Genomic DNA, 26,970 nt, shown 5'->3' on the forward strand with positions numbered 1-26,970 from the left:
GCGATCGCCAGTGTAGGGAGCCGTCCGGGGGCGGGACCGATGCCTCACGGGCCCGGCGCGGGGACCTCGGTGCCGGCAGGGACGAGCACGACGCTGCGACTGCCGATCGGGCGCTCCAGGGGCAGCGTGACCTCACGCGGCGCGGCGCCCGGGGCGCACGGGGCGGTGCCCTCGGCGGCGAGCACGACCACCGGGAGGACGGTCACCGAGGTCGCGGTCTCGGTCACAGAGACCTGGCCGAGCACCTCGTCGGCCGACGCGGTGCAGGCCACCTCGAGCACGAGCGAGGTGCCGGCGGCGTCGGGCGTGGCCTGGGCCCGTGCCACGACGGCCCGCAGCGGCACGGTCGCCAGCGACTCGGGGGTCTGGAACGCGTACGAGGTGGCGTCGCCCTCGGCCACGACGTCGCGCACGCCCTCGGGCGCGGCCGCGCCGCCCGGGACCGTGACGGGCGTGGTGTCCTCGGGAGGCTCGGTGGTGGGCGTGGTCGACGTGGTCGTGAACGACGGGATCGTCCCCGTCGGCGACGAGGGCGACCCGAACGCCAGGATGCCGATGAGGCCGACCGTCCCCAGCACCACGAACAGGATGAGGAAGGGCCAGATCGAGTACGTGCGCTCCTGGTCCGCCACGGGGTGCGACGGTACTCGGCTCAGCTGCCCGCGCAGGAGCCGGTGCCGGTGACGACCAGGGTGTCGCCCTCGACGCGCAGCTCGAAGTCGATCCGGCCGTCCGTGTCGACCATCCCGGACGAGACGAGGGCCGCCAGATCGGGCGGGTACGAGCCGTTCACCGAGCGATAGGCCTCGGCCGCCGTCTCGAGGGTGTCCTTCGTCGTCGCGCACGCGGCGGCCGCAGCCCCGTCCGACGGTGCCGTCGGATCGAGCGCGACCGTGCTCGCCGGTCCGCCGGCCGGGTCGCCCAGCGAGGCGCCGACGTCGGCGTCGTCGGACCCGCCGACGCCGTCGAGCACCTGTACGGCGAGGAACGCCATGATCCCCACCGTCACGAGGACGCCGAGCAGGCCGAACAGCGCGAGGGCGCCACGGCCGCCGAGTCGCGGTCCCCCATATCGCTGGCCCCGCACGCCGCGGGGCGGTTCCGCGCCGCCGGCGGGCGGACGGGGAGCCGGCGGCGGGACCGAGGGCGGGGACGGTGGTGGCGCGGCGCCGGGCGGCGGGTCCCACGGCGAGCGCCGCGGCGGCAGGTCGTCGCTCGCCGGAGCCGGCTGGTCGTCCACGGTCCCCACGGTACGGCCGAGCGGCGGGGATGGGAACGGTGCGCCGCCGGCGCTCAGAGCACGGCGACCGGGGAGACCGGCGTCGACGTCGCGCCGACCAGCGGTTCGGGCGAGGCGAGGAGCAGCACCTCGCCGCGCTCCTCCTCGGCACAGGCCTCGGCCAGCTCCTCGAGGTCCCAGTTCTGGCCCTGGATCAGCCCCATGTCGCGGATCTGCAGCAGGTGGACCGCCAGGCAGTCGGACCAGTCGGGCTGGGTCGGGGGGAACGCCTCGTAGGCGTAGGTGTCGACGAACGCTCCGGCGAGGTCGTGCTCGCGGATCCACGGCACGGCGTCCACCGACAGGCCGGGCTGGCTGAAGTCGGTGCCCACCGTGTACCGCTTGCGGTCGCCGGCCAGGTAGTACCGCATCTGGCCGGTGCGGACGAGGATCACGTCACCGGGCTCGGGCGAGACCGCCGCCTGCTCGGCCGCGGCGGCCAGGTCGTCGGCCGTGATCGCGTACCCGGGCGAGATCTCGTCGAGGGCGTCGACGCCCTTCAGCCGGGCGATGTCGAGGACGAGGCCCCGCGTGACGATCTGCGGCAGGCGCTCGGCGCCGAGCTTGGTCGCGCCGTACTGCGCGGTCACCGCCGAGGTCGGCACGCCGTTGTAGAGGAACCCGTCGTAGGAGACGTGGCTCAGCGCGTCGATGTGCGTGCCCGCGCACGTCGACATGGTGACGAGGTCGTCGGTGCCCTCCCAGATGCCCGGCGCGAACTCGTCGCGCTCGTTCAGCGAGGTGACCGACAGGATCGGGTTGTACCGGCGCGCCGGTTGGCCCACCTGGATGCCGTCCTGCTTGAGGTCGGCGGCCAGCGAGATGCGCCGGCCGCGGCGGGCCGCGGCCACGCCCCGCCGCGTCGACTCCTCGGTCAGGAGGTTGCCGCACCCGAGCTCGTCGTCGTCGCCCCAGCGGCCCCAGTTGGAGACCTTCCGGGACAGTTCATCGATCTCAGCGGGAAGTGGCACGGATCCCCCTGTGCGGTGGTCGCGGGTGCGTGGGCTGGCGGTCGGCCGGCGGGCGCCGGTCAGGCCGGGACGGTGAGCACGCCGCGGGCGAGCTTGCCGTCGTGCAGCTCGTCGAGCGCCTTCTGGAAGTCCTCGAGCGGATAGGTCTGCGACACGAGCTCGTCGAGCTTGAGGCGGCCGGCCTGGTACAGCTTCACCATCAGGGGGATGTCGAACTGCGGCCGGGCGGAGCCGTAGCGGCAGCCCATGATCGTCTTGTCGTTGTACATGGTCGACACGACGAAGCTCGCCTCGGAGCCCATCTTCGGGACGCCGAGCATGACGACGGTGCCGCCCCAGTCGAGGAGGTCGGTCGAGGTCTTGATGAGCGCCGTCGAGCCGACGCACTCGAAGACGTAGTCGACGCCGTTCGGGCAGATCTCCTTGACCGCCTCGACGAGGTCGAAGTCGGGGCCGTCGGGGCAGATGAAGTGCGTGGCGCCGAAGAGCTTGGCGTAGCTCTCCTTGGCCGGGTTGGTGTCGACGGCGATCACCGGCAGCGCGTCCGACAGCGCGGCGCCCTGGATGACGTTGAGCCCGATGCCGCCGACGCCGATCACGACGACCGACTCGCCGTGCTGGACCTTGGCCCGGTTGAACACGGCGCCGACGCCGGTGAGGACGCCGCAGCCGATCAGCGATGCCGAGGCGAGCGGCACGTCGTCGGGGATCTTCACCGCCTGGGTCGCCTTGACGACGGTCTCCTCGCAGAAGACGCCGAGGTTGGCGAACTGGAACACCTTCTGGACGTCCTCGCCCTCGCCCTTGGTGAACGGGCGCGAGAGCTTGCCCTGCCCGACTCGGCAGAAGGTCGGCTTGCCGCTGTCGCAGGCGGCGCACTGGCCGCAGTTGCCGAGCGTCGACAGGACGACGTGGTCGCCGACCGCCACGTTGGTGACGTCGGGGGCGACGGCCACGATCTCGCCCGCGCCCTCGTGGCCGAGCACGACCGGCGGCGGGAACATGATCGTGCCGTTCAGCACCGACACGTCGCTGTGGCAGAGGCCCGCCGACTCGATGCGCACCCGCACCTCGCCGGGGCGCAGGTCACGGACCTGGATGTCGGACTCGACGGACGCGGCCTTGCCGTCCCACACGATCGCTCTCATGGGCGGGACCATACCCCGCGGGTAGAACGCGTTTCAGTTCGACCCCGGCCCGAGCGGCCGGACCTCCGCCTGCTGTGGTGGACTGCCGCCATCGTGTCCGCTCCCCTGCCCTCCGAGGCGCCCGCCCCGCTGACCTACGACGTGGTCGACCGCGGCGGCTCGCCGGATCGCCTGCTGGTGCTGGTCCACGGCTACGGGCTGCCGATCTCGGCGCTGACCGACCGCCTCCACCTGATCGACCCGGACGGCGCGCTCCTGGCCGTGACGCCGCACGGCCCCTACCGCCACCGGGACCGGGTGATCTGGCACAAGCCGGCCCGCTCCACCGGCGCGGAGGAGCAGTACCTCGGCTCGCTCGCCGCGCTCGACCGCCTGCTCGGCACGCTCGAGGTCGCGACGGGGCTGGCCGCCTCGGAGGCCGTCGTCGGCGGCTTCAGCCAGGGCGGCGGGCTCGGCGTGTCGCTGCTGCTGCACCGGGACGTCGTCCACCGTCCGGCCGCGGCGTTCGGGATCTACAGCTTCCCGGCCGGCGTGCACGGCTTCCCGGTCGACCGTCGAGCTGCGGCGGGGCGGCCGGCGTTCCTGTCGGGTGCCCGGCGGGACCGGTTCGCCACCATCGACACGTACCGGGGCGGCGCCGGGCTCATCGCCTCGACCGGCGTGGACCTGACGTACGTCGAGGACGACGCCGACCACGACATGTCCGACCTCGCCGCGTCGGAGGTCGGGGCCTGGCTCGCCGCGGTCCGGGCCGGGGCCGCCCCGTCGGGCGCCGGGCGCGAGCTGTACGACGGCGTCGCGCCGCCCGCGCACTACGACGGGCTCTGGGAGCTGCTGCCCTGATCCGCGCCCGCCTCGTGCTCTGGCGGCGATCTCCGTCGTCAGACGACGGGAACCGCCGCCGAAGCGGGCGTCAGTCGGTCGCCGGCGACGGGTCTGCGCCCTGTTGGACCGGATCGGGCAGCTCGACCAGGCCGTCGAGCGCGGCGACCAGCTGGGAGAGCCGCCCCTCGAGCGCCTCGACGCGCGCCTCGAGCTCGTCGACCCGGCCCGGGGACGCGGCCGCCCGGCCCGGTGCGCCGCTCGACGCCGTCGTCGCCGTCGCCGCGGCCTCGGCCCGCCCGTCGGCGTCGTGCTGCAGGAGCTGCATCCAGCGCGCCTCGCGCTGGCCGGCGGCGCGCTCGAGCAGCCGCACGAGCGGCCGGTCGGTCCGCGCCGCGAGCGCCACGAGCACGGACTCGACCTCTTCCTGCCCGGCGAAGGCGTGCAGGCGCTCGGTCCGGCTCCGGAGCTCTGGCACCGTCTGCGCGCCGCGGAGCAGCAGCACGGCGATGATCGCCTTCTCGGCCGCGTCGAGGCCGAGCTGCTCGTCGAGGATCTGGCGGTACTTCGTCGCCCGCTCGCCGCTGGCCGGGTGCACGATGCGCAGGAGGCCCTTGGCCTTGAGCGCCTGGCACGTCGTCTCGACCAGGTTGGCGTCGTAGTCGACGACCGGGTCCCTGCTCGACGTCTGGTTGCACGCCGTGGTCAGCGCCTTCAGCGTGAGCGGGTAGGCGTCGGGCGTGGTCGCCTGCTTCTCGAGCAGGCAGCCGAGCACGCGCGTCTGGGGATCGGAGAGCTCGAGCTCGTCGGGCAGGTCGACCATGGGCCGGACGCTACCGCCGAGCCCGACGCCTGGCGTCCGCACCGCCCACGACCTCGAAACTGCGTGAATCGGCGTCGCTGAGCGACGCCGATTCACGCAGTTTCGAGGTCGGGAGGGCTCAGCTGGGCCAGACGATCGACTGCAGCTCGGAGTAGGCCAGGAGGCCGTAGCTGCCGCCGTCGCGGCCGACGCCCGACTGCTTGAAGCCGCCGAAGGGCGCCTCGTGGTTGCGCTGCAGCGAGTTGATGCCGACGTTGCCGGACCGCAGCTGGCGGGCGACGTTCCACGCGCGGGACGTGTCGCCGGAGAAGACGTAGCTGTAGAGGCCGTAGTCGCTGTCGTTGGCGATGGCGACGGCCTCGTCCTCGTCGTCGACGGGCACGACGACCACGACCGGCCCGAAGAGCTCCTCGCGGACCGGGGTCATCTCGTTCGTGCAGTCGACGAGCAGGGTCGGCTCGACGTAGAAGCCGGTGTCGAACCCGCCGCGACCGCCGCCGACGGCGACCGTCGCGCCCTCGTCGATGCCGGTCCGGACGTAGCCCTCGATGCGCTCGCGGTGCGCGCCCGTGATGACCGGGCCGACGACCGTGTCGGGATCGGTGGGATCGCCGACCTTCATGTGGCCCGCCGCCTTCTGCAGCCCGCCGACCAGCGCGTCGTACACGCCGCGCTGGACGATGACGCGGGTGGGCGACGTGCAGATCTGGCCGGAGTGGAAGCCCCACACCGAGCTGATCCCGCCGATGGCGGCCTTCAGGTCGGCGTCGTCGAAGACGATGCAGGCGCCCTTGCCGCCGAGCTCCATGAGCTGGCGCTTCATCTGCGACCCGCACACCGCGCCGATCCGCTGGCCGACGCCGGTCGAGCCGGTGAAGGAGACCATGTCGGTGGCGGGGTGGGCGACGACGGCCTCGGACGGGGCGATGTCCTGGCCGGTGACCACGTTGACGACGCCGGGCGGGAAGCCGGCCTCGTTCATCAGCTCGACCATGCGGAGCACGCCGAGCGGGTCCTGCGGCGCCGGCTTGACGATGACCGTGTTGCCCATGGCGAGGGCCGGGCCGATCTTGCCGGCCATGTTGGTCATCGGGACGTTGTACGAGGTGATGCAGGTGACCACGCCGACCGGCTGGCGGTTGGCCACGGCGGAGATCAGGCCGCCCGGCGCCAGCGGCGTCGTCGGCATGACCGCCGGCGGCAGCGGCGTGATCGTCGGCTCGAGCGCGCCCTTGGCGTAGCGGCGCAGGCGGGCCGTGGCCGGGAAGAACTGCATGGACTTGACCGTGCGCGCCGTGGCGCCGGTCTCGGCCTGCAGGACCGGGACGATCTCCTTGCGGTGCGCCTCGATCAGGTCCGCGGCGCGGTCGAGCAGCTCGGCGCGCTCCTCGGGCGTGGTGCGCGACCAGGCCGGGAAGGCCTCGGCCGCGGCCTCGACCGCCGCGTTGGCCTGGTCGACCGACGCCTCGGGCGCACGACCGGTCACCTCCTCGGTGGCCGGGTTCACGATGTCGTAGGTGCCGGCGGCACCCTCGACGGACTCGCCGCCGATCGTCAGGCGGTACGTGGAATCCGACAACTCAGGGCTCCAGGTCGAGGGAGAGCAGGTCGATGGCGTTGCCCCGCACGAACTTCCGGAACAGCTCCGGGCTCAGGTCGCCCATGAGCTTGAGGGCGGTCTCCCGGGAGTGGGGCCAGGTCGAGTCCGAGTGCGGGTAGTCGGTCTCGAAGCAGATGTTGTCGACGCCGACCTTCTCGATGTTGTCGAGGCCGTACTCGTCGTCGAAGAAGCAGCCGTAGATCTGGCGGTAGTAGTAGGTCGACGGGGGCTCGGGGACCTTGTCGCCGAAGCCGCCCCAGGCCCGGTTGTCCTCCCAGACCTTGTCGGCCCGCTCGACGATGTAGGGGATCCAGCCGATCTGGCCCTCGGAGTAGGCGAGCTTGAGGTCGGGGTAGCGGGCGAGCACGCCGGAGAAGAGGAAGTCGGTCATCGACGCCATGGCGTTGTTGAACGTCAGCGTCGAGCCCACCGCAGCGGGCGCGTCGGGCGAGGTCGACGGCATCTTCGAGCTGGAGCCGATGTGCATGTTGACGACCACGCCGGTCTCGGCGCAGGCCTCGAACACCGGGTCCCAGTAGCCGTCGGCGTCGTGGATCGACGGGAGGCCGAGATAGGGCGGGATCTCCGAGAAGGTCATGCCCCGGACGCCGCGGGCGGCGTTGCGCCGGATCTCCGCGGCGGCGGCCTGCGGGTCCCAGAGCTGCACGATGATGCAGGGGATCAGGCGACCGTTCGAGTCACCGCACCACTCGTCGACCTGCCAGTCGTTGTAGGCCTTGACGCACAGGTCGGCGAGCTCCTTGTCCTTCGCCTCGTAGAAGCGCTGGCCGCAGAAGCGGGGGAAGCTCGACGGGAACGACATGGACGCCTCGGTCCAGTTCGCGTCCATGTCCTCGAGGCGGGCCTTGGGGTCCCAGCAGCCCTTGCGCATCTCCTCGTAGGTGATGCCCCGGACCGTCACCTCGGAGCGGTCGAAGCCGACGGCGCACTCGAGGCGGGTGATCGGGTACCGGCCGTCCTCGTACTGCCACCAGTCGGCCTCGTCGCCGTCCTCGGTCTCCTCGAAGGAGAACACGCCGCCGACGAAGTTCATCGTCCCGCGCATGCGCACCGAGCGCGGCATCACGTCCGCGTACTTGGAGGGGATCCGATCGGTCCACACGTTCGGCGGCTCGATGATGTGGTCGTCGACCGAGACGATCTTGGGGATCTCGTTCGGTGGGAGGTCACGGACCCGCTGTGGGGCGCCCTGATCCGAGGTCTGCGACGCGTCGCTCATGACCGGATGGTATCCCCCGACCTGACGATGTGTCAGGCCGAAACTGGAACAAGTTCTAGTTTTCCGCCCGGGTCGAGGGCCGGGCCGATCAGCCGCCGCCGAACATCTCGAGCAGGGGCCCGAGCACCGGGTCCATCTGCTCGTTCGGGAGCATCGTCCCGCCGTCGATCACCACGTTCTGGCCGGTGATGTAGCCGGTCTCGTCCGACAGGAGGAAGGCGATCAGGCTCGCCGTCTCGGCGGCCGAGCCGACCCGGCCCATCGGCGTGCGGTCCTCGATCCCCTTGCGACCCGCGGGGTCGGTGACGAGCACGTCGTTGAGCGCCGTGTGGACGAAGCCGGGCGACACGCAGTTCACCCGGACCGTCGGCGCCCACTCCAGGGCCGCCGACGAGGTCAGCGCGACCGTGGCGGCCTTGGCCGCGGAGTACGGCGCCTCGCCCCGTGTCGGGCGCACGCCCGACACGCTCGCCATGTTGACCGCGGACGACGGCGCCCCGCGCTGCTCCGCCGTGGCCCGCAGGAACGGCACCGCGGCCCGGAGGCAGGCGTACGTGCCGAAGAAGTTGACCCGCCAGATCAGCTCGATGTCGCGGTCGGTGTAGTCCTCGAACGGCTTGAGGTTGCCGATGCCGGCGTTGTTGACCAGCCCCGACAGCCCGCCGAGCTCGGCGTCGGCCCGGGCGAGCGCGGCGTCGACGGCCTCGCTGTCGCCGACGTCGCAGTGCAGCGCCAGCCCACCGATCTCGGCGGCGACCTCCTCGGCCGTCTCCCGCTTGCGGTCGAGCACGCCGACCTTCGCGCCCTTGAGCGCGAGCAGGCGGCACGTGGCGGCGCCGATGCCCGACCCGCCGCCGGTGACGACGATCCCGCGGCCCTCCAGCCCGACGCTCACGACGCGCCCCCCTGGGTCCCACCGCTCCCGAGCCCCTCGGGCCCGGCGATGACGACGTTCGGCTCCTCGGTGATGAGGAACTCGATCGAGTCGGTGTCGAGGAACCGGCGCTCGTCGGGGGCGATCAGCTCCTGGTAGCCGGGCTCCGAGATGAACGCGAGGAAGTCGTCGATCGAGCGGAACCACTGCACGGCGACGCCGTCGACGCCGGCGGTGCCCGAGAGCGCGTCGGGCCGGTGCCGGGGGTGCTGCTCGTAGCGGACGATGTGGCGGGCCAGCTCGGGCGTGTCGCGGATCAGCGGGCCGTGGACGTCGCGCCAGTGGGCACGGAACTCCTCGGTGCTCATGCCCTCCCGCCGTCGCAGCAGCGCGAACATCTTGACCATCTCGTCCCCCTGGCGGTGCCCCGTCGTCGCGGCCGTCCGCCGACCGCTGGTGGAGCCGCAACCTACGCGATCGCGACTCCCGTCACACGTGGCGGGGCCGGGGTTACAGTCACCCGTGTGACGCCTCGCAGGGACTCCCACTCGCAGATCCGCACGCTGCCGATGTTCGCCGGCTGCACGGAGGCCGAGCTCGACGAGATCGACCGGCTGGCCGACGAGGTGCACGTCCCGGCGGGCAAGACCGTGATGCGCCAGGGCGACCTGGGCCAGGAGTTCGCCGTGATCATCGCCGGCGAGGCCGACGTGGTGAAGGACGGCGTGACGGTCGCGACGCTCGGCCCCGGCGCCTACTTCGGAGAGGTGGCGCTGCTCGACGCGGTCACCCGCACGGCCTCGATCGTCGCGACGACCGACATGACGCTTGAGGTCATCGACCGCCGGGGCTTCAACACCCTGCTCGACGACCTGCCCCGCCTGTCGCGCTCGATGCTGCGCGGCACCGCCAAGCGACTGGCCCAGCTGGAGGACGAGTGCCAGCACCTGCGCCACCAGCTCGCCAGCCGCAACTGACCCTCACCGGGGGCGACTCGTGAAGACGATCGGCAACATCATCTGGTTCGTGCTGTCGGGCGTGTGGCTCGGCATCGGGTACATGCTCGCCGGGGTCGTGGCCTGCATCACGATCATCGGGATCCCCTTCGGCATCCAGGCGTTCAAGCTGGCCGGCTACGTGATGTGGCCGTTCGGGCGGACGCTCCACGAGAGCCCGGGCCACCGCTTCTCCAAGGGCGTGATGAACATCGTCTGGATCATCGTCGGCGGCCTCTGGCTGGCGCTGCTGCACCTCCTGTTCGGCGTGCTCCTCTGCCTGTCGATCCTGGGCATCCCGTTCGGGATCAAGAACTTCAGCATGGCGAAGCTGGCGCTCTTCCCGTTCGACTACGCCGTGGGGCCGGTGGCCGACGGGACGCCGGCCGAGGCCGGCCCGGTGGTCGCACTCGACTGACCCCCCCCCGGGGATATAGGGGTGCACAGCGACATCCCTTGTCGCGATCCGGGCACCAGAAATCGTCCTGGCGGTGATCCGGCGCGGTGATCCGGATTCAGGCCTGGCGGGCGATCACCTGCTCCTCGGCGAGGAAGTCGCGCAGGATCGCCTCGCTCTCCTCGGGACGGTCGCGGAACGTGCCGTGCCCGGCGCCGGCGACGATCGCCATGGTCCCCAGGCCCGGCGCCAGCCGCTCGAGGATCTCCTCGGAGCACGACGGCGGCGTCATGGGGTCCTCGCTGCCGGCCAGCAGGAGCGTGGGCACGGCGATCCGACGGACGTCGTCGCGGAGGTCCATGTCGACGTGCTCACCACCGGTGAAGTCGACGAGCAGCTCGAGGTTCATGATCGACCGACCCGGCCCGAACGGTGACGGCGTCGGGTTGTACAGCGGCATGTTGACCGTCACGTAGTCGACCCACGCGTCGGGTGCGAGGTCCCGGTCGGTGTAGATGCGGCGGTAGGTCGCCTCGGCCCGCTCGCCGCCGAGGGCGTGGAAGCGGGCGGCCGACTCGTCCTCGTGCGTGCGCGCCTTGGTGCTGGCCAGCACGATCGCCGCGGGGTGGTCGGGGTGGCGGGCGGCGTAGCGGATGGCGACGAAGCCGCCGAAGGACAGCCCGAGCACCACCGGGCGCTCGATCCCGAGCACGTCGCAGAGGCGGACGACGTCGTCGGCCCAGGTGTCCAGGTTCCAGCTCGCCGGATCGTCCCACCCGTCGCTGCGGCCGTTGCCCCTGTGGTCCACGAGCAGGACCTGGTGGGTGTCGGCGAAGCGGTCCATGTACGGGCGGAACGACGAGTGGTCCGACCCCGGTCCACCGTGCAGGACGATCAGCGTGGGCTTCGGGACCATGGCGTCGTCGTCGGGCCGGAGGCCCGAGCCGACGACGTCGACGAACAACCGGACCCCGTCACCGATGTCGACGCGCATGGCCGGCGACCGTACTCCCGCGCTCCCGTCACCCGGCTCGATCCTCGAACTTGGGGAGGTCCCCAAGAACCGCCGAGCACCGAACTTGGGGATCAGGCGTCGCCCAGCGATCGCTCAGCCCCAAGTTCGACGTCCGTGCGTTCTCGGGGACGTCCCCGAGAAGCGGCGAGTTCGTCTCGTCAGGCCATGACGAGGGGCCAGACCTCGGCGCCGAAGCGCTCGATCTGCTCGGCGACCTCGGTCGCGGAGCGGCCGAGGAAGCGGAGCTGCCACTGGTTGACGTCGAGGCGCCGGTACTTGGCGAGCCCCTCGGCCACCTCCTCGGGCGTGCCGGTGAGGGTCCAGTCGGCCACCTCGAAACCCGGCGTGCCGATGTGGATCGGCTCGACGTTGGTGCCCATGTCGAAGGCCTCGGGCAGGCCGGCGGCGGTGCGGCGCTCACGGATCTCGGCGATGCCCTTGCGCATGCCGACCTTGGGCGGGCCCTGCGGCAGCCACCCGTCGGCGAGCTCGGCGGCACGGCGCATGGCCGCCGGCGAGGAGCCGCCGATCCAGATCGGCGGGCCGCCGGGGCGGACCGGTCGGGGCGCGATGCCGACGCCGACCTCGGCCCCCGGGCCGCCGATCGTCGGGTACTCCTCCTCGAACGCGGCGCGGATCACCGGGATGGCGTCCTCGACGGCGCGGCCGCGGGACGCGTAGTCGACCCCGAGCACCTCGAACTCGCTCTCGAGGTGGCCGGCCCCGGCCCCGAGCACGGCGCGACCGCCCGACAGCGCGTCGAGCGTCACGAACGACTTCGCCGTCTGGAGCGGGTGCCGGTACGGGAGGACGTACACGTGGCTGACGAGGTGCACGCGCTCGGTGAGCGCGGCCAGCCAGCCCAGCGTGGCGATGGTGTCGTACCAGGTGTCCGACATGACCTCGTCGGCCGGTCGGGGCACGCCGACGTGATCGCACACCGCCACGTAGAACGCCCCGGCCCGGTCGGCCGCGGTGGCGACGGTCGCCAGCTCCGCCGGCCCGGCGTCGAGCTCCCACGGCTGGCGGTACGCCGTGGACTTCGACTGGACGGGCAGCTGCAGCCCCCATGCGGTGGTGCCGGCAGGGATGATGGCGGCCACGTGGCGCTCCTTCCGCGGCGCTCCGACCGCAGGATCTGATGGACCGTCAGATCATACGGACCGGCGCGACGACGGGCGGGAGGCGACCGGCGCCGTGCCGTCAGCCGAGCAACCCGGCGGCGGTGGCGGCGCCGAGCTCCCAGCACGCTGCGAGGTCGTCGTTCGACGGCGCGCCGGTCACCTCGACCAGCGGCTGGACCGACCGCCAGCGCAGGCCGGTCGTGATCCGCTCCAGCGCGATCCGCCCGCCGGTGAGGTCGTCGTTGCCGTGCAGGTAGGCGGCGAACGGGAGGCCGACCGTCTCGTCGAGGCACGGGTAGTAGATCTGGTCGAAGAAGTGCTTGATCGCGCCGGCCAGGTAGCCGAGGTTCACGGGCCCGCCCACCACCACGGCGTCGGCCTCGAGCACGTCGACGGGCCCGGCGGTCAGGGCGGGGCGGCTCACCACCTCGACGTCGGCGAGCGCCGGGTCCGACGCGCCCTCGACGACCGACGTGAACATCGAGTGCAACGCCGGCGACGGCGTGTGGTGCACGACGAGCAGGCGCGGCACGGCGGAGCCCGCTCAGGCGGTCGAACCGGCGCGGCCGAGGTCGGTCTCGGCCGCCTCGACGAGCGAGGCGCCGGTCGCGCCGTCGGCGAAGAAGGCCATGCCGACGTCGAGCACCAGCGAGATCGCGTCGCCGCCGACCTCGACGGGGAACGCGGCGCCGCCGCGGATGCGCTCGAGGACCCCGCCGGCCGCGTCGGGCTGCAGCGACGAGCACCCGAGCAGGAACCGGGCCGGCGGCTCGAAGCCGAGGACGTCGCGGCCCCGGACGACGCGGTCGAGTCGCGCCTCGACCTCGCGCACTGCCTGGTGCGCGCCGTCGAGGTCGGAGCCGGCGAGCCCGTCGAACCCCGCGATCTCGACCACGAACACGGCGGGGCTCAGCCCGTTGCGGACCAGGTCGTGCACCTGGTCCACGACCGCGTCGCGGCGCGGGAGCTTGCTCGGCTCGCTGGACTCCGCCATCGCTTCCGACGGTACCCGGGCGACCGCCGAACTGCGACGACCGCGGTGCGCCCGCGCCGGCTCCCAGCCGGCGCTCAGCCGGGGCGGTTGCCCCAGATGCCGACGAAGCTCACCATCTCGCCGGGGTAGCCGCCCAGGTTGTGGGTCAGCGCCAGGCCGCGGTCGATCGTGTCGATCCGCCGGTCCTCGGGCGCCTCGCCGCGCAGCTGCAGCCAGCACTCGAAGAGCATCCGCAGGCCCGAGGCGCCGACCGGGTGGCCGAACGACTTGAGACCGCCGTCGGTGTTGATCGGGAGCTCGCCGTGGAGGTCGAACACCCCGGCCTCGCAGTCCTTCCACGCCTGCCCTCGGGCCGAGAAGCCGAGGTCCTCCATGAGCACCAGCTCGGTGGGCGTGAAGCAGTCGTGCACCTCGGCCATCGCCAGCTCGTGGCGGGGGTCGGTGATGCCGGCCTGCGCGTAGGCGTCCTCGGCGGCCCACTGGCACTCGTCGAAGTGCGTGTAGTCGTAGTCGGCGTCGAGCAGACCGGACGCGTTGCCGGCCACGAAGCTCAGGGCCTTCACGTAGATCGGCGTGTCGGTGTACTTGTGGGCGTCCTCGGCCCGGACGACGATCGCGCTCGCGGCGCCGTCGGCCACGCCGGCGCAGTCGAACACCGAGAGCATCCCGGCGACCGACGGCATCGCGCAGATGGCGTCGACGTCCATCTCGCGCCGGAACTGCGCCCGCGGGTTCTTGGCGCCGTTGGCGTGGTTCTTGCTCGCGATCCGGGCCAGCACCCGACGCAGCTCGGTGGGGTCGACGCCGTACTTCTCGGCGTAGGCGGGCGCGACGAGCGAGAACATGGCAGCCGCGGTGAGCGTGCGGTTCGTGCCGTCGGTCGGGATGGGGAACGCGTTCAGGCCCTGGTAGCCGGAGTCCTTCACCTTCTCGACGCCGACCGCGGCCGCCACGTCGTAGGCGCCGGACGCGACCGCGTAGCAGGCCTGCCGCAGCGCCTCGGATCCGGTCGCGCAGAAGTTCTCGACCCGGGTCACCGGCTTGCCCTGCAGCTTGAGCGGCGCCGACAGCGTCACCCCCGACATGCCCGACTGGGCGGTGCCGAGCCACCACGCGTCGACATCCGCGATGTCGATGCCGGCGGAGTCGAGCCCGGCGTGCGTGCCCTCGACGATCAGGTCGTCGAGGCCCTTGTCCCAGTGCTCGCGGAACGGGGTGCAGCCCATCCCGACGATCGCGACGCGGTCCTTGATGCCGTGGCTGGCCATGTCAGCCCTCCCCCGTGGTCGAGCGGTCGGTGCTCCCGGCCGCCGCGGTCGCGGGGCGGGCCTTCCAGAAGTAGTTGGCGATGCCGTCGGCGGCGTTGAGCCGGCGGAAGGTCATCTCGACGGTCATGCCGATCGAGACCTGGTCGGCGGTGACGTCGGTCAGCTCGACCGGCAGGCGGCCGCCGCCCTCGAAGTCGCAGACGGCGAACACGATCGGCGGCGACGGCGAGTAGGCCAGCGAGTCGACCGTGAAGGTGGCGACCGTGGCCGGGACGTCGGCCATCGGCGCGGGGTCCATGTCGTCGACGGCGCCGTTGGAGAAGCTCACCCGGGCGGGCGGCAGGTGCAGCGCGTCGCTCTGGCGGTCGCGGCTGCCGACGAACCCGTACTTCCAGTCGAGCCGGCGCTCGGCCGCCGAGGCCGACATGCGGGCGGGCTCGGGCCGGTTCGGCGGCTGGACGGGCAGGACGCCGCGCCAGGACAGGTACTTGGCGTAGGGCAGGGAGTCGTCGCCGCCGGCGAGCTGGTCGGCCACGGTCGGCACGCCCTCGTGCAGGGGCGCCTCGGTGCGGCGGAAGAGGAAGACGTCGGCGCCGTCGGCCAGGGCGACGAGGGCGACGACCTGGCCCGGCGACGCCTGCTCGACGAGGTCGGCGAGCAGGACGAGCGGGTGGGCCGCACCGGTGAAGCCGACCGAGCCGTCGAGCCGGTCGGCGACGTCGACGCTGGCGGCGCCGAGCTTCTTCGCCAGCGGGGCGCCGGCTCGGGCGTGCGGCGCCGAGATGGCGACACGGCTGACCTGGTCGACGTCGAGCCCGGCGTCCTTCAGGGCGGCGTCCCAGGCGCGGCCGGCGAGGTCGTCGTAGCGCTGCTGGCCGAAGCGCTCCTCCCACGCCCGGGTGCGCAGCTCGCCGGGCGAGCGCCAGCGGTCGAGGAACTCCTGCGTGGCCGACGCACCGCCGATGTGCTCGGCGAGCAGCGGGCCGTCGGCCGCGTCGGCCACGAGCGCTGCGGCGCCGGCGTCGCCGCCGCCCTTCTCGTCGGCCGAGCCGGCGGGGCCGGTGCGGACGTCGGCCGCGGCCACGAGGACCCCCGGATCGGTGGAGCGCAGCGCGGCGCGCAGCGCGGCCGCCGAGCCGCGGAGGCCCGGTCCGGCGTCGGCGGCGATCACGTCACCGTCCAGCCGGAGGGCGGCGTGGACGATCGGTGCCGCCGTCTTCTCGGCGTAGGGCCCGGTCGTGGAGGCGAACCACAGCGAGTCGACCCGGCCACTCGTCCCGCGACGGGCCCGACGCCCCGCCTCGACGGCCATCGTCACCGCATCCTCGTCGTAGGAGGCCACGGTGCGGGCGCCCTTGCCGGCCGACGAGCCCAGGACCTGGGTGATGGCCGACCGCTGCAGGCGCCAGTGCGGCAGGTAGGCGGCGAGGCCGCTGATGCCGCGACGGGCGGCCGGGGTGGGATCGCTCATGCCCGGAGTGTAGGGACATCTGACGCCCCGTCAGAAGTCGCACGCGGCACTCGGGCACCCGACGGTCCGGCGCCGTCCGGTGGGACCCCCAGGTGGTCGATGGTTGACACGACCGCCTGCGGGCCGGAGCATGGTGCGATGTCCCCGCGCACCTCCACCTCCCCGCGGCCGCTCGCATGAACGCCACCGAAGCACGCACCGACCCGCCGCTCGGCCGCCGGGCCCGCAACCGCGCCGCCCGCCACGACCAGCTCCTGGCCGCGGCGAGCGACATCGTCGAGGAGTCCGGGCTCGAGGGCCTGACCATGCAGGCGGTCGCCGATCGGGTCGACTGCGCCGTGGGCACGATCTACACGTACTTCGCCTCGAAGTCGGCGCTGATCGCCGCGCTGCAGGTCGCCGCGGTGCAGACGCTGCTCGCCACCTACCACCAGGCCGCCGAGATGTGGGACGAGGCGCTCGAGGAGTCCGGGCTCAACGACGACGCCGTCGAGTCGCTGGTGCGGGTGCTCGCCTACGGGCAGCTGTTCGTCGCCGGTCCCGAGCTCCACCCGCGCGAGTTCGAGTTCCTCCAGATGCTGCTCAGCACCCCGGAGCGACTGGTGAACCCCGACGACGTCCGGTCGGTCACGCCGCACGCGCTCACGCTGCTGGCCGAGGGCCTGGTCCTCGTCGAGGCCGCGGTGGCGGCCGGCGCCCTGTCGGCCCCGGACCCCGCCCGCAACGACGACGGCTTCCGGCGGCTGCTGCGCTGGGTCGGCGCGCTGAACGGCGCCCTGCTCACCGCGAACGCCAACGTCGGCGCGCTCCCGGCATCGGACGCCGACGCGTTCAGCGCCCGCGCCATGGGCAAGCTGGTCACCGAGGACCTCCTGCTGGCCTGGGGCGCCCCGGCCCGCGTCCTCGACGCCGCGACCGAGCAGCTCGGCCGCATGCAGCGGGCGGGCTCGTTCCTGCCACGGGTCGGCTCGAACGCCTGACGTCGGGCACCGGGGAGGGGGCGGCGTGCTGGGATCGGTGGCGGTCGCGCTCCTCGCTTTCGCGGTCGGCGTGAACCTCTGGTTCCTGTTCGAGTACCTGCTGCACCGGTTCGCGATGCACCACCTCAAGGGCCGCGGGATCATGAGCCGCGAGCACCTGCTCCACCACGTGACCGCGGGCTGGAACTTCACGGCGCGGCTGCTGCTCGCGTGGGCAGGCGTGGCCGTCGTCGGCATCCTCGTCTGGCTGCCGCTCGGCACCTGGCTGTTCGGCCTGACCGTCGGTGCCGGGCTCGCCGGGGGGTGGGTGGTCGCCTACGCGTTCTACGAGTGGCAGCACGCGCTGGCGCACCTGCGCGCACCCCGCAACGGGTACGAGCGCTGGCTGCGCAAGCACCACTTCCACCACCACTTCGGCCACCCGATGGCGAACCAGGGCGTGAGCATCCCGGTGTGGGACGTCGTGTTCCGCACGAACGATTCGCCCGAGGTCGTGGCCGTGCCACGGCGCTTCGCCACCGGCCTCGGCTGGCTGATCGACGAGGACGGCGAGCTGCGACCCGAGTTCGCGTCGGACTACGTCCTCGTGGGCACGGTCGGCATCGACGAGCGCCAGGCCGGCATCGACCGCGCCCGCGCCTTCGCCAGCATCGCTCCGACGCCCTGACGCGGCGACCGCGCCCGGCGGTCCCTCGGTCAGGCCGGCGCGAGGAGCTCGAACATCAGGTCCGCGTGCGCCGCGATCTGCTCGGTCGTCATCGGTCGCTGCGCGTGGAAGCGCCGGTAGAAGAGCGGACCGGCGACGAGGTCGACCATCTCGGCGGCGGGCACGTCGGCCCGCAGCCGGCCCGAGTCCTGCAACCGCTCGATGAGCCCGACCGCCGCAGCACGGCGGCGCGACAGGTACGCCTGGTGCAGCACCGCCAGCTCGGGGTCGCGACCGGCGGCGGCGGCGATGTCGGCGAGCACGTTCGACTGCGGTGAGCGCAGCGCCTCGCCCAGCCCGTCGAGCAGGGCCCGCAGGTCGGTCTCGTCGTCGCCGGACGACATGAGTCCCGCCTCGGCCTCGACCTTGGCCTGCTCCAGCGCGGCCATGACCAGCGCGACCGTGCTCGGCCAGTGGCGGTAGATCGTGCTGCGGGCCACGCCGGAGCGGTCGGCGACCGCCTCGATGCTCGTGCGCTCCAGGCCGACCTCGTTGAGCAGGGCGCGGGTGGTCTCCATCACGACGGCACGCGTGCGCTCGACGCGGGGGTCGACGCGGGCGGGACAGGGGTCGGGCGCTGCGTCATCGAGGGGGGCGGTGTCCGCCGTGCCGGCCACGACGACCACCCTAGCCAACTCCAGGACACAACCGTTGCACAGCAGGACACCACCGTCCTACAGTCGCCGCCATGTCGAGCCCCACCACCGGACCGGCGGTCGATCGCCGTCCCACCGCGACCTGGGATCCCATGGTCGGACACCCCGACCGCAAGCGCGTCCTGGCGATCTGCTGCCTCTGCCTGGTGCTGGTCGTCGTCGCCGTCTCCAGCCTCAACGTCGCCATCCCGACGATCCTCGAGGACCTCGAGCCGAGCTCCACCCAGCTCCTGTGGATCATCGACTCCTACGCCCTCGTGTTCGCGGGGCTGCTGCTGCTCGCCGGCGCCATCGGCGACCGCTTCGGCCGCAAGGGTGCGCTCCTGTCGGGCCTCACCGTGTTCGGTCTCGCCGCGATCGCGGCGTCCCAGGCCCCGAACCCCGAGGTCCTGATCGCCACCCGCGCCGTCATGGGCATCGGCGCCGCCTTCGTCATGCCCGCGACGCTGTCGATCGTCACGTCCGTCTTCCCGCCGGCCGAGCGGGCCACCGCCATCGCCACCTGGGCCGGCTTCGCCGGCGCCGGCAGCGCGCTGGGCCCGTTGCTCGGCGGCTTCATGGTCGAGCACTTCGGCTGGGCCTCGGTCTTCCTCGTCAACGTCCCGTTCGTCGTGGTGGCGATGGCGCTCATCGCCCGGTTCGTGCCGTCGAGCCGTGACACCGAGGAGCGACGGCTCGACGTCGTCGGCGCTGCGTTCTCGGTCGTCGCGCTGTGCGGCCTGCTCTTCGGGATCATCCAGGGCCCGGAGGAGGGCTGGACCTCGCCGATCGTGCTCGGCGCCTTCGCCGTGGCCGTCGTCGTCGGCGCGGTGTTCGTGCTGTGGGAGCTGCGGACCGACGAGCCGATGCTCGACCCCCGGTTCTTCAGGATCCCCGCCTTCCGCGCCGGCAGCGGCGTGATCACCGTGGTGTTCTTCGGCATGTTCGGCATGTTCTTCATGCTCACGCAGTACCTGCAGTTCGTGAAGGGCTACTCCCCGCTCGTCGCCGGCGTGGCGACGGTGCCGAGCGCGCTCACGATGTTGATCGTGGCGCCCCGCTCCCCCCGGCTCGTGGCACGGTTCGGCTCGCGGAAGGTCATCACCACCGGCATGCTCTGCGTGGCCGCGGCCTTCGTGATCTACGCGCTGATCGGCCCCGACACGCCCTACCTCGCGGTGGCCGTCGCGCTCGTCGTCGGTGCGTTCGGCATGGGCCTCGCCATGGCCCCGGCCTCGACCGCGATCGTGTCGTCGCTCCCGCTGTCCAAGGCCGGCGTGGCGTCCGCGGTCAACGACGTCACCCGCGAGGTCGGCGGTGCGCTCGGCATCGCGGTGCTCGGGACGATCCTCACCTCCCGGTTCACCTCGCTCATGGACGACCGGCTCCCGGCCGCGGTGCCCGACGAGGTGCGCGCCGGCGCGCGCACCTCGGTCAACGCGGCGATGGCGATCGCCGACAAGCTGCCGCCAGAGCTCTCGGGCGCCCTCCGCGACGGCGCCCGCGCTGCGTTCACCGACGCGTTCAACTCCGCCTTCGTGGTCTCGGCGGTGCTGCTGGCCCTGATGGCCATCGTCGCCAGCCGGGCGGTGCCCGACACCAAGACCGTCAGCGGCCACTGAGACTTCTCCCTCGTCCGGGCGCGGCCGACCGTCGTACCGTCCCGGGGACGCACGCGTCGGCCGGATCAGGCCGAGGCCAGCAGCACCCGTGCGACCGTCGTGACCTCGCTGCGCTGCTCCCACCTCACGACCACCTCGCCCCTGGTGCGACCGGGCCGGACCGACACGATCGGCGCCGGCCCGGCCACCACGGGTCGGCGCATGCGCAGGTCGAGCCGCGCCACCACCACGGCCTCGCCGGCCGGCGCCGCCGACCGCGCTTCGTGCTCGGCCATGGCGGCGAGGTGCTGGGTGCAGGCGATGACGCCGGGGAGCCCGGCCCGTCGTGCGGCCTCGGGATCGTGGTGGGCCGGGGCCCACACGCGGCACGCCGCGGCGGCCCGGGCGATGCCCGACGTCGTCCACGGCTCGACCGCCGGTGCCAGGTCCTCGGGTCGGACCGAGCGCGGGGTCGGCACGTAGCCGACCGCGCCGAAGGTCTCGATCGACAGCACCTCGCCGTCGGCGTCCGTGAGCACGTGGTCGACCTCCCAGTCGCGCCCGGGGCCGAGCGGCGTCATCCTCGACGGCCCGAGCGAGCGCAGCTGCTGGTGGTGGCCGATCCGGTCGCCGACGCGCGTCGGGCGCCGCACCGCCGTGCGGTGCCGGGTGATGACGGCGTGCTCGAACCCCAACCGGGCCTTGACGTCGAAGTGCAGCTGGAGCGGGACCTCGTCGGCGTCGGGCCGGTCCGATCGCGTCCACAGCGACGTCGTCGTGACCGGCAGCCGGTCGGTGCGGAGATCGGCGGGACGACCGCCGGTCGCCCGCACCATGCGCACCACCGGGCCCAGCTCGACCACCGGACCGGCCGGCACCCGGTGGTGCGGACCTCCGGCGATCCCGTCCACGGTCAGCCCGGTGGCTTGCGGCCGGTGACGCCGGAGTAGACCAGCCGGGCGAGCGCCCGCTGGATCTCGGGCCCGCTCGTCCCGTGCCGCTCGATCCCGTAGCGGTGGCCCGACACCTGGGCGAGCATGGCGACCAGGACCGACGCCGTGGCGGTCGGGTCGAGGTCCGACGGCAGGCGGCCGGCGTCGCGCTGCTCGCGCACCTCGACGCCGAGCGCGTCGGTGAACGTCGTGAGCAGCTGGAGCCGGATCTCACGGAAGCGCACGTCGCCCTCGGTGGCGGCCAGGTCGATCACCGCGAGCAGCGCGCGGTGCTCGTCCCAGAAGTCCAGGAACGTCGCGGCGATCCGCTCGCAGGTCTCGTAGGCCGCCCGGCCGGACCAGCTGCCGTCGCGCACGGGCCGCGTCAGGCGCTCCCGACCCTCGCCGACGAGCTCGTCGGCGAGGGCCCACAGCGCGGACTCGGCGTCGGGGAAGTACTGGTAGAAGGTCGCCGGCGAGGTGCCGGCGCCGCGGGCGATGTCGACCACCTTGAGGTCCCGGTAGGACGTGGTGCGCAGCAGCTCCCGGGTCTGGTCGAGCAGGCGGGCTCGCGTGGCGAGGCCGCGCCGACCGGGCACGCGCCCGTCGACGGCACGGAGCTCCTCGGGGTCCTCGTCGGTCCTGACGGCGTCCTTCTTCGGCACCGGCGCAGCGTACCGGTGGCCGCCACCGGGGCCGCGAAGCGCGCTCGGCGGGCGTCGCGAGGCGCGGCGGCGGTCAGCCGATCAGGCGCCAGATCACCCAGACGATCACCGCGATGCCGAGAAGGCTCAGCGCCAGCATCATCAGCATGCCGACGATCGTCGTCAGCACGAGGGCGACGATGATGCCCAGGCTCGACCGGCGCGTCGCGGACCGATCGGCCAGGTCGGCCTCGATCAGCCGGACGTTGCGGTCGTTGGCCTTGTACGCCATGTCGAAGACGACGCCGGCGAAGGGGATGAGGCCCACCACGCCCTCGAAGCCGACGTTGAGCAGCATCCGGATGATCGTGGGCCAGCTCACACCGGCGAGGACGCCCGCGGTGACGACCACCATCGACAGCGCGACGCCGACGGCGTCGCCGACACCGGGGATCAGCGTGATGAACCCATCGATGCCGACGCGTCGACCGCCGGTCGCCGGGATCTCGATCGCGTCGTCGAGCACCCAGGCCATGCGCTCGACCCAACGCGGCAGGGGCCGGGAGTTGGGCTTGGGACCACGGCGGTGCGCGTCGCGGATGTCGTGCAGCGCCTCGACGACCTCGGCCCGCGCCCCCGTCCGCGACCCGGTCGGTGGCGCGGCGGGCACGAGCTGCTGGCCGGGCCCGCCGGTGGGCACCGGCCCGGCCGGCGGGGGTGGCGGGGCGCTCTGCGGCGGTGGGGGCGGCGTAGGCGCGCCCGGTGGCGGCGGGGGCGGCGGCGCCGCACCCCCCGGCGTGATCTCGTAGCCCTGGATGGTGCCCAGGTCGCGCACGTCGTCGCCCACGCCGACAGTCTCCCCCGAACCCCCTCGGTCCTGAACGTCGCCGGTGAGATCGCTCAGCGCGACCTCAGGACCACGGGGCGGATCGGGCGCGCGGATCCCCCGGATCGGGGAGCGACGCCGGTCCGATCAGCGGATGAAGCGCTCGCCGAAGCTGCCGATCAGGTCGATCGCCTGCTCGGTGCTCTCGGGGCCCGAGACGCCCTGCGCCATCCACGCCGAGGTGAGGATCGTCGTGACGCCGGCGGCCTCGAGCCGGTCGCAGACCTCGGTCGACGGCGCGGCCAGCGGCGAGGCGATGATCTCGAACGGCCGGTCGGCGGTCCCGGCCTCCTCCCGGACGCGCTCGAGCGTCTCGCAGTGGGCGATGAGCTCGTCGACGGAGTAGTAGACGCCCAGCCACCCGTCCCCGATCGACGCGGCCCGGCGGAAGGCGATGTCGGAGTGGCCGCCGACGTAGATCGGCACGGGCGCCGGCGGGCTCGGCCGCATCTCGACGGGTTCGAAGTCGTAGAACTCGCCGTGGTGCTCGACCATCCCGCCGCGCCACAGCGCCCGGATGACCTCGACCATCTCGTCCATGCGCTTGCCGCGCTGCTTGAACGGCTGCTCGAGCAGCTCGAACTCCTCGGCCATCCAGCCGGCGCCGATGCCGAGGCCGACCCGGCCCCGGGTCAGGTAGGCCGCGGTGCCGACGGCCTTGGCGACCACGAAGGGGTTGCGCAGCGGCAGCACGTACACGTTCGTGATGAACCGGATGCGGGACGTCACCGACGACATCGCGCCGACCGCCACCCACGGATCCGGCCAGTCCTCGTCGGGGCTGAACAGCGGCGTGCCGTCGGGCGTGTACGGGTACTCGGAGCTGAGGTAGCTCGGGTACACGACGTGGTCCGACACCGCGACCGAGTCGAACCCGGCCTCCTCGGCCGCCACGGCGATGCGGGGCCAGTCGAGGGGGGTCGCGCCGATCAGCGCCTGGGCGAACTTCATGGGTGCTGCTCTCTCTCGCAGGTGAGGGGCTCGGAGGTGGGGTGCTCGGAGGTGAGGGCTCGGGCTCAGGCGCCGGAGGTGGCCCGGTCCCGGAGCTCGAACTTCAGGACCTTGCCGCTGGCGTTGAGCGGCAGGGCGTCGACGATGAGCACCTGGCGGGGCACCTTGTAGTTGGCCATGTGCTCGCGGGCCCAGGCGACGATCTCGTCGGGGTCGGCGCCGTCGGCCGCGTCGGCGGTCGGCACGACGAACGCCACGCCCACCTCGCCCATCCGCTCGTCGGGGACGCCGACGACCGCCACCTGGGCGATGTGCGGGTGCGCGAGGAGCAGCTGCTCGATCTCGGCCGGGTAGGCGTTGAAGCCGCCCACGATGAACATGTCCTTCGTGCGGTCGGTGATGCGGAGGTAGCCCCGCTCGTCGAGCGTGCCGACGTCGCCGGTGTGCAGCCACCCGTCGGCGTCGATCGCCTCGGCCGTCTGCTCCGGGTCCTCGAAGTACTCGCGCATGACGTTGTAGCCCCGGACCAGCACCTCGCCCGGCTCGTCGGGACCGAGCTCCTTGCCGTCCTCGTCGACGATCACGACCTCGACGCCGGGGATGGCCCGTCCGGACGTCGTGGCGATCGTCTCGGCCCCGTCCTCGCGGCGGCAGACGGTGACCACCCCGCACGCCTCGGTGAGGCCGTACGCGGTGAGCACCGTCTCGAACCCGAGGTCGCGCTCCATGGCCACCACGAGCTCCACCGGCACGACGGCGGCGCCGGTGACGGCGAGCCGGAGCGAGTCGACGCGCGAGCGGTCGAAGCGCGGGTGGTGCAGGAGCGTCTGGTACAGGGTCGGGGGTCCGGGGATCATGCTGATCCGCTCGGCCTCGATGGCGGCGAGCGCAGCGTCCACGTCGAAGACCGGGAGCGGCACCATCGTCGCCCCGGTCATGAGGCAGGCGAGGATCCCGGCCTTGTACCCGAACGTGTGGAAGAACGGGTTGATGATGAGGTAGCGGTCGTCGCTCCGGAGCCCGACCAGCTCGGACCAGTCGAGGAAGGCCCGCAGCGTGGCGGCGTGGGTCTGCACGACGCCCTTCGGGTGGCCCGTGGTGCCGGACGTGAACAGCACGTCGGACACGTCGTCGCCGCCGATGGCCGCGATGCGGGCGTCGAGCGCCTCGTCGGGCACCGAGGTCCCCTCGGCGAGCAGCTCGTCGAGGTGGCCGACGCCCTCGGGCCGCGAACCGGTGTCGCGGAGCAGCACGATGCGCTCGAGCGTGTCGGGACGACCGGCGTCGTCGAGCATGCTCACGTAGTCGTTGCCGAGGAAGCCCTCGACTGTGAACAGGAGCCGGGCCCGGCTCCGGCCCAGGATGTCGGCCGCCTCCATGCCCTTGTAGCGGGTGTTGAGCGGCACGAGGGCGGCGCCGGCCGACTGCAGGCCGAGCACGGCGACGACCCACTCCCAGCAGTTCGGCGCCCAGATCGCGACCCGGTCGCCCGGTTCGATGCCCGCGGCGATCAGGCCCTTGGCGAGGTCGTCGACGCGGCGCCGGAGCTCGACGAAGTCGATCCGGACGACGGCGTCGGCATCACCGCCCGCGCCGTCGACGACCGCCTCGGCGCCGCCGAAGCGGTCCGCCGCGTCGCGCAGCAGCGCCGGCACGGATGCCCAGCGCAGGTCCCCACGCGTGGCGTCGCTCATGGTGTGCTCCCCCGTTGTGACGATGCGCCTCGATCTGACGGGGCGTCAGAGGGCGACTGTACCGGTCCTGGCGCGGCGCCGAACCGGGACGCGAGGCGCCGGTGCCGGTGCGAGAAGAGGAATCCGACGACCGCCGCGGTGACGGGTCGCGCGACGCCGACGCGGGGCTCCACCACCACGCGGTCGGTGACCCGCGAGCCGGTGCCGTCGGCCACGACGTCGCGGTCGTGGCGCCAGCGCCGCTGCAGCCAGCTGGTGGAGTCCTCCCGGAAGGAGCCGCCGGCGACGCCGCCGTCGGTGACGGCGACCAGCCGCAGCGCGTGCCGGTCGAACGGCACGACGCCGAAGCCGAGCAGCCAGCTCCGGAACGCCACGGCGCCGAGGAGCGCCGCCGCGTCGTCGCCGGCGAGCACCTCGGTGAGGTCACCGAGGTGCGACGGGTGCGTCATGCGGACGAACGGGCCGAGCTCCTGGTTCACACCGGCCATCGACGCGGCGTGGCGCCACACCGGACCCGGCGGCGCGGCGAGGCGCGTCGAGCGCTCGACGACGATGGCCGCCCCCACGCGCACCGGCCCCCGATGTGCCCGACGCCGGCCTACCGGCCCTCGCCGAGCGCGCCGGCCTCGCGGAGCGCGGCGATCCGGGCCTCGTCGTAGCCGAGGACCTCGGCGAGCACCTCGTCGTTGTGCTCGCCGGCGGTCGGGGCGATCGAGGGGTCGGGCAGCTCGGCGTCGAGGAACTTGAGCGGCGTGCCGATCATGTCGGCGCCGTGGGTCTCGTGCGGCATGAAGCCGAGACGGTCGTGGAACTGCGGGTCGTCGGCCAGCGTCTTGGGCGTGTTGATCGGTGCGATCGTCGTGTTGACCGTGCCCGACCACTCCACCCACTCGGCGGAGGTCTTCGTGCGGAAGATCTCGACCAGCTCCTTGCGGAGCTCGGTGTTGCCCTTGGCGTGGTCGCCGTACTGGCTCCCGGGCCACCGCTCGAAGAGGTCCATGCGGTCGACGCCCTGGCAGAAGTTCTTCCAGAACTCCTGCTCCGACGCCATGAAGAGGACGAAGCCGTCGCTCGACTCGTAGACCTGGTAGCGCACGCCCTCCTCCATGCCGGCGGTGCCGGGAGCGCGCCGCTCGTAGTCGTCGGAGCGGTTGCCGGTCACCTCGGACTGGGGGCGCTCGTACGCCTTCCACGTCTCGCTGCGCAGCCAGTCCATCGCCGCAGCCGCGTCGGACTGGGCGATCTCGAGGAACGAGCCCTCGCCGGTGGCGCGGGCCTTGACGATGCCGGCGAGCACGCCGAGCGAGCCGAACAGCGGACCGGCGTGGATGCCGATCGACGCGTGCTCGGGCAGGTAGGGGAAGCCCTCGTCGTTGTAGGTCGGGTTCACGATGCCGGCCCACGTGTCGTACGCGATGCCGTGGCTCGGGAGGTGCGCGTACGGACCGGTCATGCCATAGCCGGAGATCGTGCAGAACACGATGCTCGGGTTGATCTCGAGCAGGTCCTCGTACCCGAGGCCTCGGCGGGCGAGGGCGCCCGGGCGCATGGCCTCGATGACGGCGTCGGCGCCGCGCACGAGGTCTCGGAACACCTCCTGCGCCTCCTCGGTGCGCAGGTCGAGCGTCAGCGAGCGCTTGCCCCGATGGATGTGCCAGTGCAGCAGCGAGGAGCCCTCGATGATCGGCCACGTCATCTGGCGGATGTAGTCACCTGCGGGTGGCTCGACCTTGATGACCTCGGCGCCGAGGTCGGCGAGGTGGGTGCCCACGGCACCCGGGCCGAGGAGCGAGACCTCGATGACGCGCACCCCGGCCAGCGGGGCAGCACCGCTCGGGGTGGGTCGTGCGGGATCGGCTGCGGCAGACATGGCACCTCCGGCGCGCTCGGCGCCTCAGATCTGACGGGTCGTCAGATCGT

29 protein-coding genes are annotated in these 26,970 nt (G+C 72.9%); 6 read left to right on the plus strand and 23 right to left on the minus strand.

Going from position 1 to position 26,970, the window contains the following annotated elements; translation table 11 throughout:
• Positions 1 to 44: 44 nt before the first annotated feature.
• From LH044_RS09800 to LH044_RS09815, 4 genes are read right to left on the minus strand one after another with little or no spacing between them, the layout of a single operon-like run.
• Positions 45 to 632: a hypothetical protein gene (locus LH044_RS09800; RefSeq protein WP_227759847.1), complete on the minus strand. Its 588-nt coding sequence runs from the start codon at positions 630 to 632 to the stop codon at positions 45 to 47.
• Positions 633 to 652: 20 nt separating this feature from the next.
• Positions 653 to 1,240, minus strand: coding sequence for a hypothetical protein (locus tag LH044_RS09805; protein WP_227759848.1), 588 nt, complete (start codon positions 1,238 to 1,240; stop codon positions 653 to 655).
• Between the two features lie 53 nt (positions 1,241 to 1,293).
• Positions 1,294 to 2,250, minus strand: coding sequence for a cyclase family protein (locus LH044_RS09810; protein WP_227759849.1), 957 nt, complete (start codon positions 2,248 to 2,250; stop codon positions 1,294 to 1,296).
• A 59-nt stretch (positions 2,251 to 2,309) separates the two neighbouring features.
• Positions 2,310 to 3,398 carry an alcohol dehydrogenase catalytic domain-containing protein gene (locus tag LH044_RS09815; RefSeq protein ID WP_227759850.1) on the minus strand — a complete coding sequence of 363 codons (1,089 nt, stop codon included), beginning with the start codon at positions 3,396 to 3,398 and terminating at the stop codon, positions 2,310 to 2,312.
• A gap of 93 nt (positions 3,399 to 3,491) precedes the next feature.
• Here LH044_RS09815 and LH044_RS09820 point away from each other — a divergent pair, with 93 nt between their 5' ends.
• Positions 3,492 to 4,241 (plus strand): alpha/beta hydrolase, encoded by a 750-nt coding sequence (locus LH044_RS09820; RefSeq protein ID WP_227759851.1) that lies wholly within the window; start codon positions 3,492 to 3,494, stop codon positions 4,239 to 4,241.
• Positions 4,242 to 4,311: 70 nt separating this feature from the next.
• On the opposite strand, the gene LH044_RS09825 is transcribed toward LH044_RS09820, so the two are convergent.
• The 5 genes from LH044_RS09825 to LH044_RS09845 form a co-directional block, all read right to left on the minus strand.
• The gene (locus LH044_RS09825; RefSeq protein ID WP_227759852.1) at positions 4,312 to 5,043 is read right to left on the minus strand and encodes a YceH family protein; all 732 of its coding nucleotides are present in this window, start codon (positions 5,041 to 5,043) and stop codon (positions 4,312 to 4,314) included.
• A gap of 118 nt (positions 5,044 to 5,161) precedes the next feature.
• Positions 5,162 to 6,622 (minus strand): aldehyde dehydrogenase family protein, encoded by a 1,461-nt coding sequence (locus LH044_RS09830; RefSeq protein ID WP_227759853.1) that lies wholly within the window; start codon positions 6,620 to 6,622, stop codon positions 5,162 to 5,164.
• Position 6,623: 1 nt separating this feature from the next.
• Positions 6,624 to 7,883: an amidohydrolase family protein gene (locus LH044_RS09835; RefSeq protein ID WP_227759854.1), complete on the minus strand. Its 1,260-nt coding sequence runs from the start codon at positions 7,881 to 7,883 to the stop codon at positions 6,624 to 6,626.
• A gap of 88 nt (positions 7,884 to 7,971) precedes the next feature.
• Positions 7,972 to 8,778, minus strand: coding sequence for an SDR family NAD(P)-dependent oxidoreductase (locus tag LH044_RS09840; RefSeq protein ID WP_227759855.1), 807 nt, complete (start codon positions 8,776 to 8,778; stop codon positions 7,972 to 7,974).
• Entirely contained in the window at positions 8,775 to 9,164 is a 390-nt protein-coding gene (locus LH044_RS09845; protein WP_227759856.1) for an EthD domain-containing protein, read from the minus strand. Before LH044_RS09845 ends, LH044_RS09840 begins: the two co-directional genes overlap by 4 nt.
• Before the next feature lie 117 nt (positions 9,165 to 9,281).
• On the opposite strand from LH044_RS09845, the gene LH044_RS09850 reads away from it, so the two are divergent.
• Together LH044_RS09850 and LH044_RS09855 are read left to right on the plus strand one after the other, a co-directional pair.
• Entirely contained in the window at positions 9,282 to 9,734 is a 453-nt protein-coding gene (locus LH044_RS09850; protein WP_227759857.1) for a cyclic nucleotide-binding domain-containing protein, read from the plus strand.
• 19 nt (positions 9,735 to 9,753) lie between these two features.
• Positions 9,754 to 10,170, plus strand: a complete 417-nt coding sequence (locus LH044_RS09855; protein WP_227759858.1) for a YccF domain-containing protein — start codon at positions 9,754 to 9,756, stop codon at positions 10,168 to 10,170.
• A 97-nt stretch (positions 10,171 to 10,267) separates the two neighbouring features.
• On the opposite strand, the gene LH044_RS09860 is transcribed toward LH044_RS09855, so the two are convergent.
• The 6 genes from LH044_RS09860 to LH044_RS09885 form a co-directional block, all read right to left on the minus strand.
• A complete protein-coding gene (locus LH044_RS09860; RefSeq protein ID WP_227759859.1) occupies positions 10,268 to 11,143 on the minus strand; it encodes an alpha/beta fold hydrolase in 876 nt (291 codons plus the stop codon).
• Positions 11,144 to 11,322: 179 nt separating this feature from the next.
• A complete protein-coding gene (locus tag LH044_RS09865; RefSeq protein ID WP_227759860.1) occupies positions 11,323 to 12,267 on the minus strand; it encodes a TIGR03619 family F420-dependent LLM class oxidoreductase in 945 nt (314 codons plus the stop codon).
• A gap of 100 nt (positions 12,268 to 12,367) precedes the next feature.
• Complete coding sequence (locus LH044_RS09870) at positions 12,368 to 12,820, minus strand: flavodoxin family protein (protein ID WP_227759861.1); 453 nt, start codon at positions 12,818 to 12,820, stop codon at positions 12,368 to 12,370.
• A 12-nt stretch (positions 12,821 to 12,832) separates the two neighbouring features.
• Positions 12,833 to 13,282 carry a hypothetical protein gene (locus LH044_RS09875; RefSeq protein ID WP_227759862.1) on the minus strand — a complete coding sequence of 150 codons (450 nt, stop codon included), beginning with the start codon at positions 13,280 to 13,282 and terminating at the stop codon, positions 12,833 to 12,835.
• A gap of 74 nt (positions 13,283 to 13,356) precedes the next feature.
• Positions 13,357 to 14,550 carry an acetyl-CoA acetyltransferase gene (locus tag LH044_RS09880; RefSeq protein ID WP_227759863.1) on the minus strand — a complete coding sequence of 398 codons (1,194 nt, stop codon included), beginning with the start codon at positions 14,548 to 14,550 and terminating at the stop codon, positions 13,357 to 13,359.
• Between the two features lies 1 nt (position 14,551).
• On the minus strand, positions 14,552 to 16,021 hold the full coding sequence (locus LH044_RS09885; protein ID WP_227759864.1) for an OB-fold domain-containing protein: 1,470 nt from the start codon (positions 16,019 to 16,021) through the stop codon (positions 14,552 to 14,554).
• Between the two features lie 176 nt (positions 16,022 to 16,197).
• Here LH044_RS09885 and LH044_RS09890 point away from each other — a divergent pair, with 176 nt between their 5' ends.
• Together LH044_RS09890 and LH044_RS09895 are read left to right on the plus strand one after the other, a co-directional pair.
• Positions 16,198 to 17,001 carry a TetR/AcrR family transcriptional regulator gene (locus LH044_RS09890; protein ID WP_227759865.1) on the plus strand — a complete coding sequence of 268 codons (804 nt, stop codon included), beginning with the start codon at positions 16,198 to 16,200 and terminating at the stop codon, positions 16,999 to 17,001.
• Positions 17,002 to 17,026: 25 nt separating this feature from the next.
• Complete coding sequence (locus tag LH044_RS09895; protein WP_227759866.1) at positions 17,027 to 17,668, plus strand: sterol desaturase family protein; 642 nt, start codon at positions 17,027 to 17,029, stop codon at positions 17,666 to 17,668.
• Between the two features lie 29 nt (positions 17,669 to 17,697).
• Here LH044_RS09895 and LH044_RS09900 read toward each other — a convergent pair whose 3' ends face one another.
• Positions 17,698 to 18,324, minus strand: coding sequence for a TetR/AcrR family transcriptional regulator (locus LH044_RS09900; RefSeq protein ID WP_227759867.1), 627 nt, complete (start codon positions 18,322 to 18,324; stop codon positions 17,698 to 17,700).
• 71 nt (positions 18,325 to 18,395) lie between these two features.
• Between LH044_RS09900 and LH044_RS09905 the strand changes: the two genes are divergently transcribed.
• Entirely contained in the window at positions 18,396 to 19,964 is a 1,569-nt protein-coding gene (locus tag LH044_RS09905) for an MFS transporter (protein WP_227759868.1), read from the plus strand.
• A gap of 65 nt (positions 19,965 to 20,029) precedes the next feature.
• Here the strand turns inward: LH044_RS09905 and LH044_RS09910 are convergent, their stop codons facing one another.
• From LH044_RS09910 to LH044_RS09940, 7 genes are all read right to left on the minus strand, one after another.
• The gene (locus LH044_RS09910; RefSeq protein ID WP_227759869.1) at positions 20,030 to 20,854 is read right to left on the minus strand and encodes a MaoC family dehydratase; all 825 of its coding nucleotides are present in this window, start codon (positions 20,852 to 20,854) and stop codon (positions 20,030 to 20,032) included.
• Between the two features lie 2 nt (positions 20,855 to 20,856).
• A complete protein-coding gene (locus LH044_RS09915; protein ID WP_227759870.1) occupies positions 20,857 to 21,540 on the minus strand; it encodes a TetR/AcrR family transcriptional regulator in 684 nt (227 codons plus the stop codon).
• Between the two features lie 73 nt (positions 21,541 to 21,613).
• Entirely contained in the window at positions 21,614 to 22,366 is a 753-nt protein-coding gene (locus tag LH044_RS09920; RefSeq protein ID WP_227759871.1) for a DUF4112 domain-containing protein, read from the minus strand.
• 126 nt (positions 22,367 to 22,492) lie between these two features.
• Positions 22,493 to 23,356 (minus strand): TIGR03619 family F420-dependent LLM class oxidoreductase, encoded by an 864-nt coding sequence (locus LH044_RS09925; RefSeq protein WP_227759872.1) that lies wholly within the window; start codon positions 23,354 to 23,356, stop codon positions 22,493 to 22,495.
• A gap of 65 nt (positions 23,357 to 23,421) precedes the next feature.
• Positions 23,422 to 25,050: a FadD3 family acyl-CoA ligase gene (locus tag LH044_RS09930; RefSeq protein ID WP_227759873.1), complete on the minus strand. Its 1,629-nt coding sequence runs from the start codon at positions 25,048 to 25,050 to the stop codon at positions 23,422 to 23,424.
• The gene (locus tag LH044_RS09935; protein ID WP_227759874.1) at positions 25,047 to 25,622 is read right to left on the minus strand and encodes an Rv1443c family protein; all 576 of its coding nucleotides are present in this window, start codon (positions 25,620 to 25,622) and stop codon (positions 25,047 to 25,049) included. The genes LH044_RS09930 and LH044_RS09935 overlap by 4 nt, the downstream gene beginning before the upstream one ends.
• A 26-nt stretch (positions 25,623 to 25,648) precedes the next feature.
• Positions 25,649 to 26,920 carry a CaiB/BaiF CoA transferase family protein gene (locus LH044_RS09940; RefSeq protein WP_227759875.1) on the minus strand — a complete coding sequence of 424 codons (1,272 nt, stop codon included), beginning with the start codon at positions 26,918 to 26,920 and terminating at the stop codon, positions 25,649 to 25,651.
• Positions 26,921 to 26,970: the final 50 nt, after the last annotated feature.

It is taken from the genome of Dermatobacter hominis (assembly GCF_020715685.1).
Lineage (GTDB): Bacteria > Actinomycetota > Acidimicrobiia > Acidimicrobiales > Microtrichaceae > Dermatobacter > Dermatobacter hominis.

Coding starts and splice junctions, on each gene's coding strand:
- LH044_RS09905 (WP_227759868.1), top strand. CDS start 18,396: ATGTCGAGCCCCACCACCGGACCGGCGGTCGATCGCCGTCCCACCGCG.
- LH044_RS09815 (WP_227759850.1), bottom strand. CDS start 3,398: ATGAGAGCGATCGTGTGGGACGGCAAGGCCGCGTCCGTCGAGTCCGAC.
- LH044_RS09930 (WP_227759873.1), bottom strand. CDS start 25,050: ATGAGCGACGCCACGCGTGGGGACCTGCGCTGGGCATCCGTGCCGGCG.
- LH044_RS09890 (WP_227759865.1), top strand. CDS start 16,198: ATGAACGCCACCGAAGCACGCACCGACCCGCCGCTCGGCCGCCGGGCC.
- LH044_RS09875 (WP_227759862.1), bottom strand. CDS start 13,282: ATGGCGGAGTCCAGCGAGCCGAGCAAGCTCCCGCGCCGCGACGCGGTC.
- LH044_RS09835 (WP_227759854.1), bottom strand. CDS start 7,883: ATGAGCGACGCGTCGCAGACCTCGGATCAGGGCGCCCCACAGCGGGTC.
- LH044_RS09940 (WP_227759875.1), bottom strand. CDS start 26,920: ATGTCTGCCGCAGCCGATCCCGCACGACCCACCCCGAGCGGTGCTGCC.
- LH044_RS09885 (WP_227759864.1), bottom strand. CDS start 16,021: ATGAGCGATCCCACCCCGGCCGCCCGTCGCGGCATCAGCGGCCTCGCC.
- LH044_RS09860 (WP_227759859.1), bottom strand. CDS start 11,143: ATGCGCGTCGACATCGGTGACGGGGTCCGGTTGTTCGTCGACGTCGTC.
- LH044_RS09880 (WP_227759863.1), bottom strand. CDS start 14,550: ATGGCCAGCCACGGCATCAAGGACCGCGTCGCGATCGTCGGGATGGGC.
- LH044_RS09925 (WP_227759872.1), bottom strand. CDS start 23,356: ATGAAGTTCGCCCAGGCGCTGATCGGCGCGACCCCCCTCGACTGGCCC.
- LH044_RS09845 (WP_227759856.1), bottom strand. CDS start 9,164: ATGGTCAAGATGTTCGCGCTGCTGCGACGGCGGGAGGGCATGAGCACC.
- LH044_RS09825 (WP_227759852.1), bottom strand. CDS start 5,043: ATGGTCGACCTGCCCGACGAGCTCGAGCTCTCCGATCCCCAGACGCGC.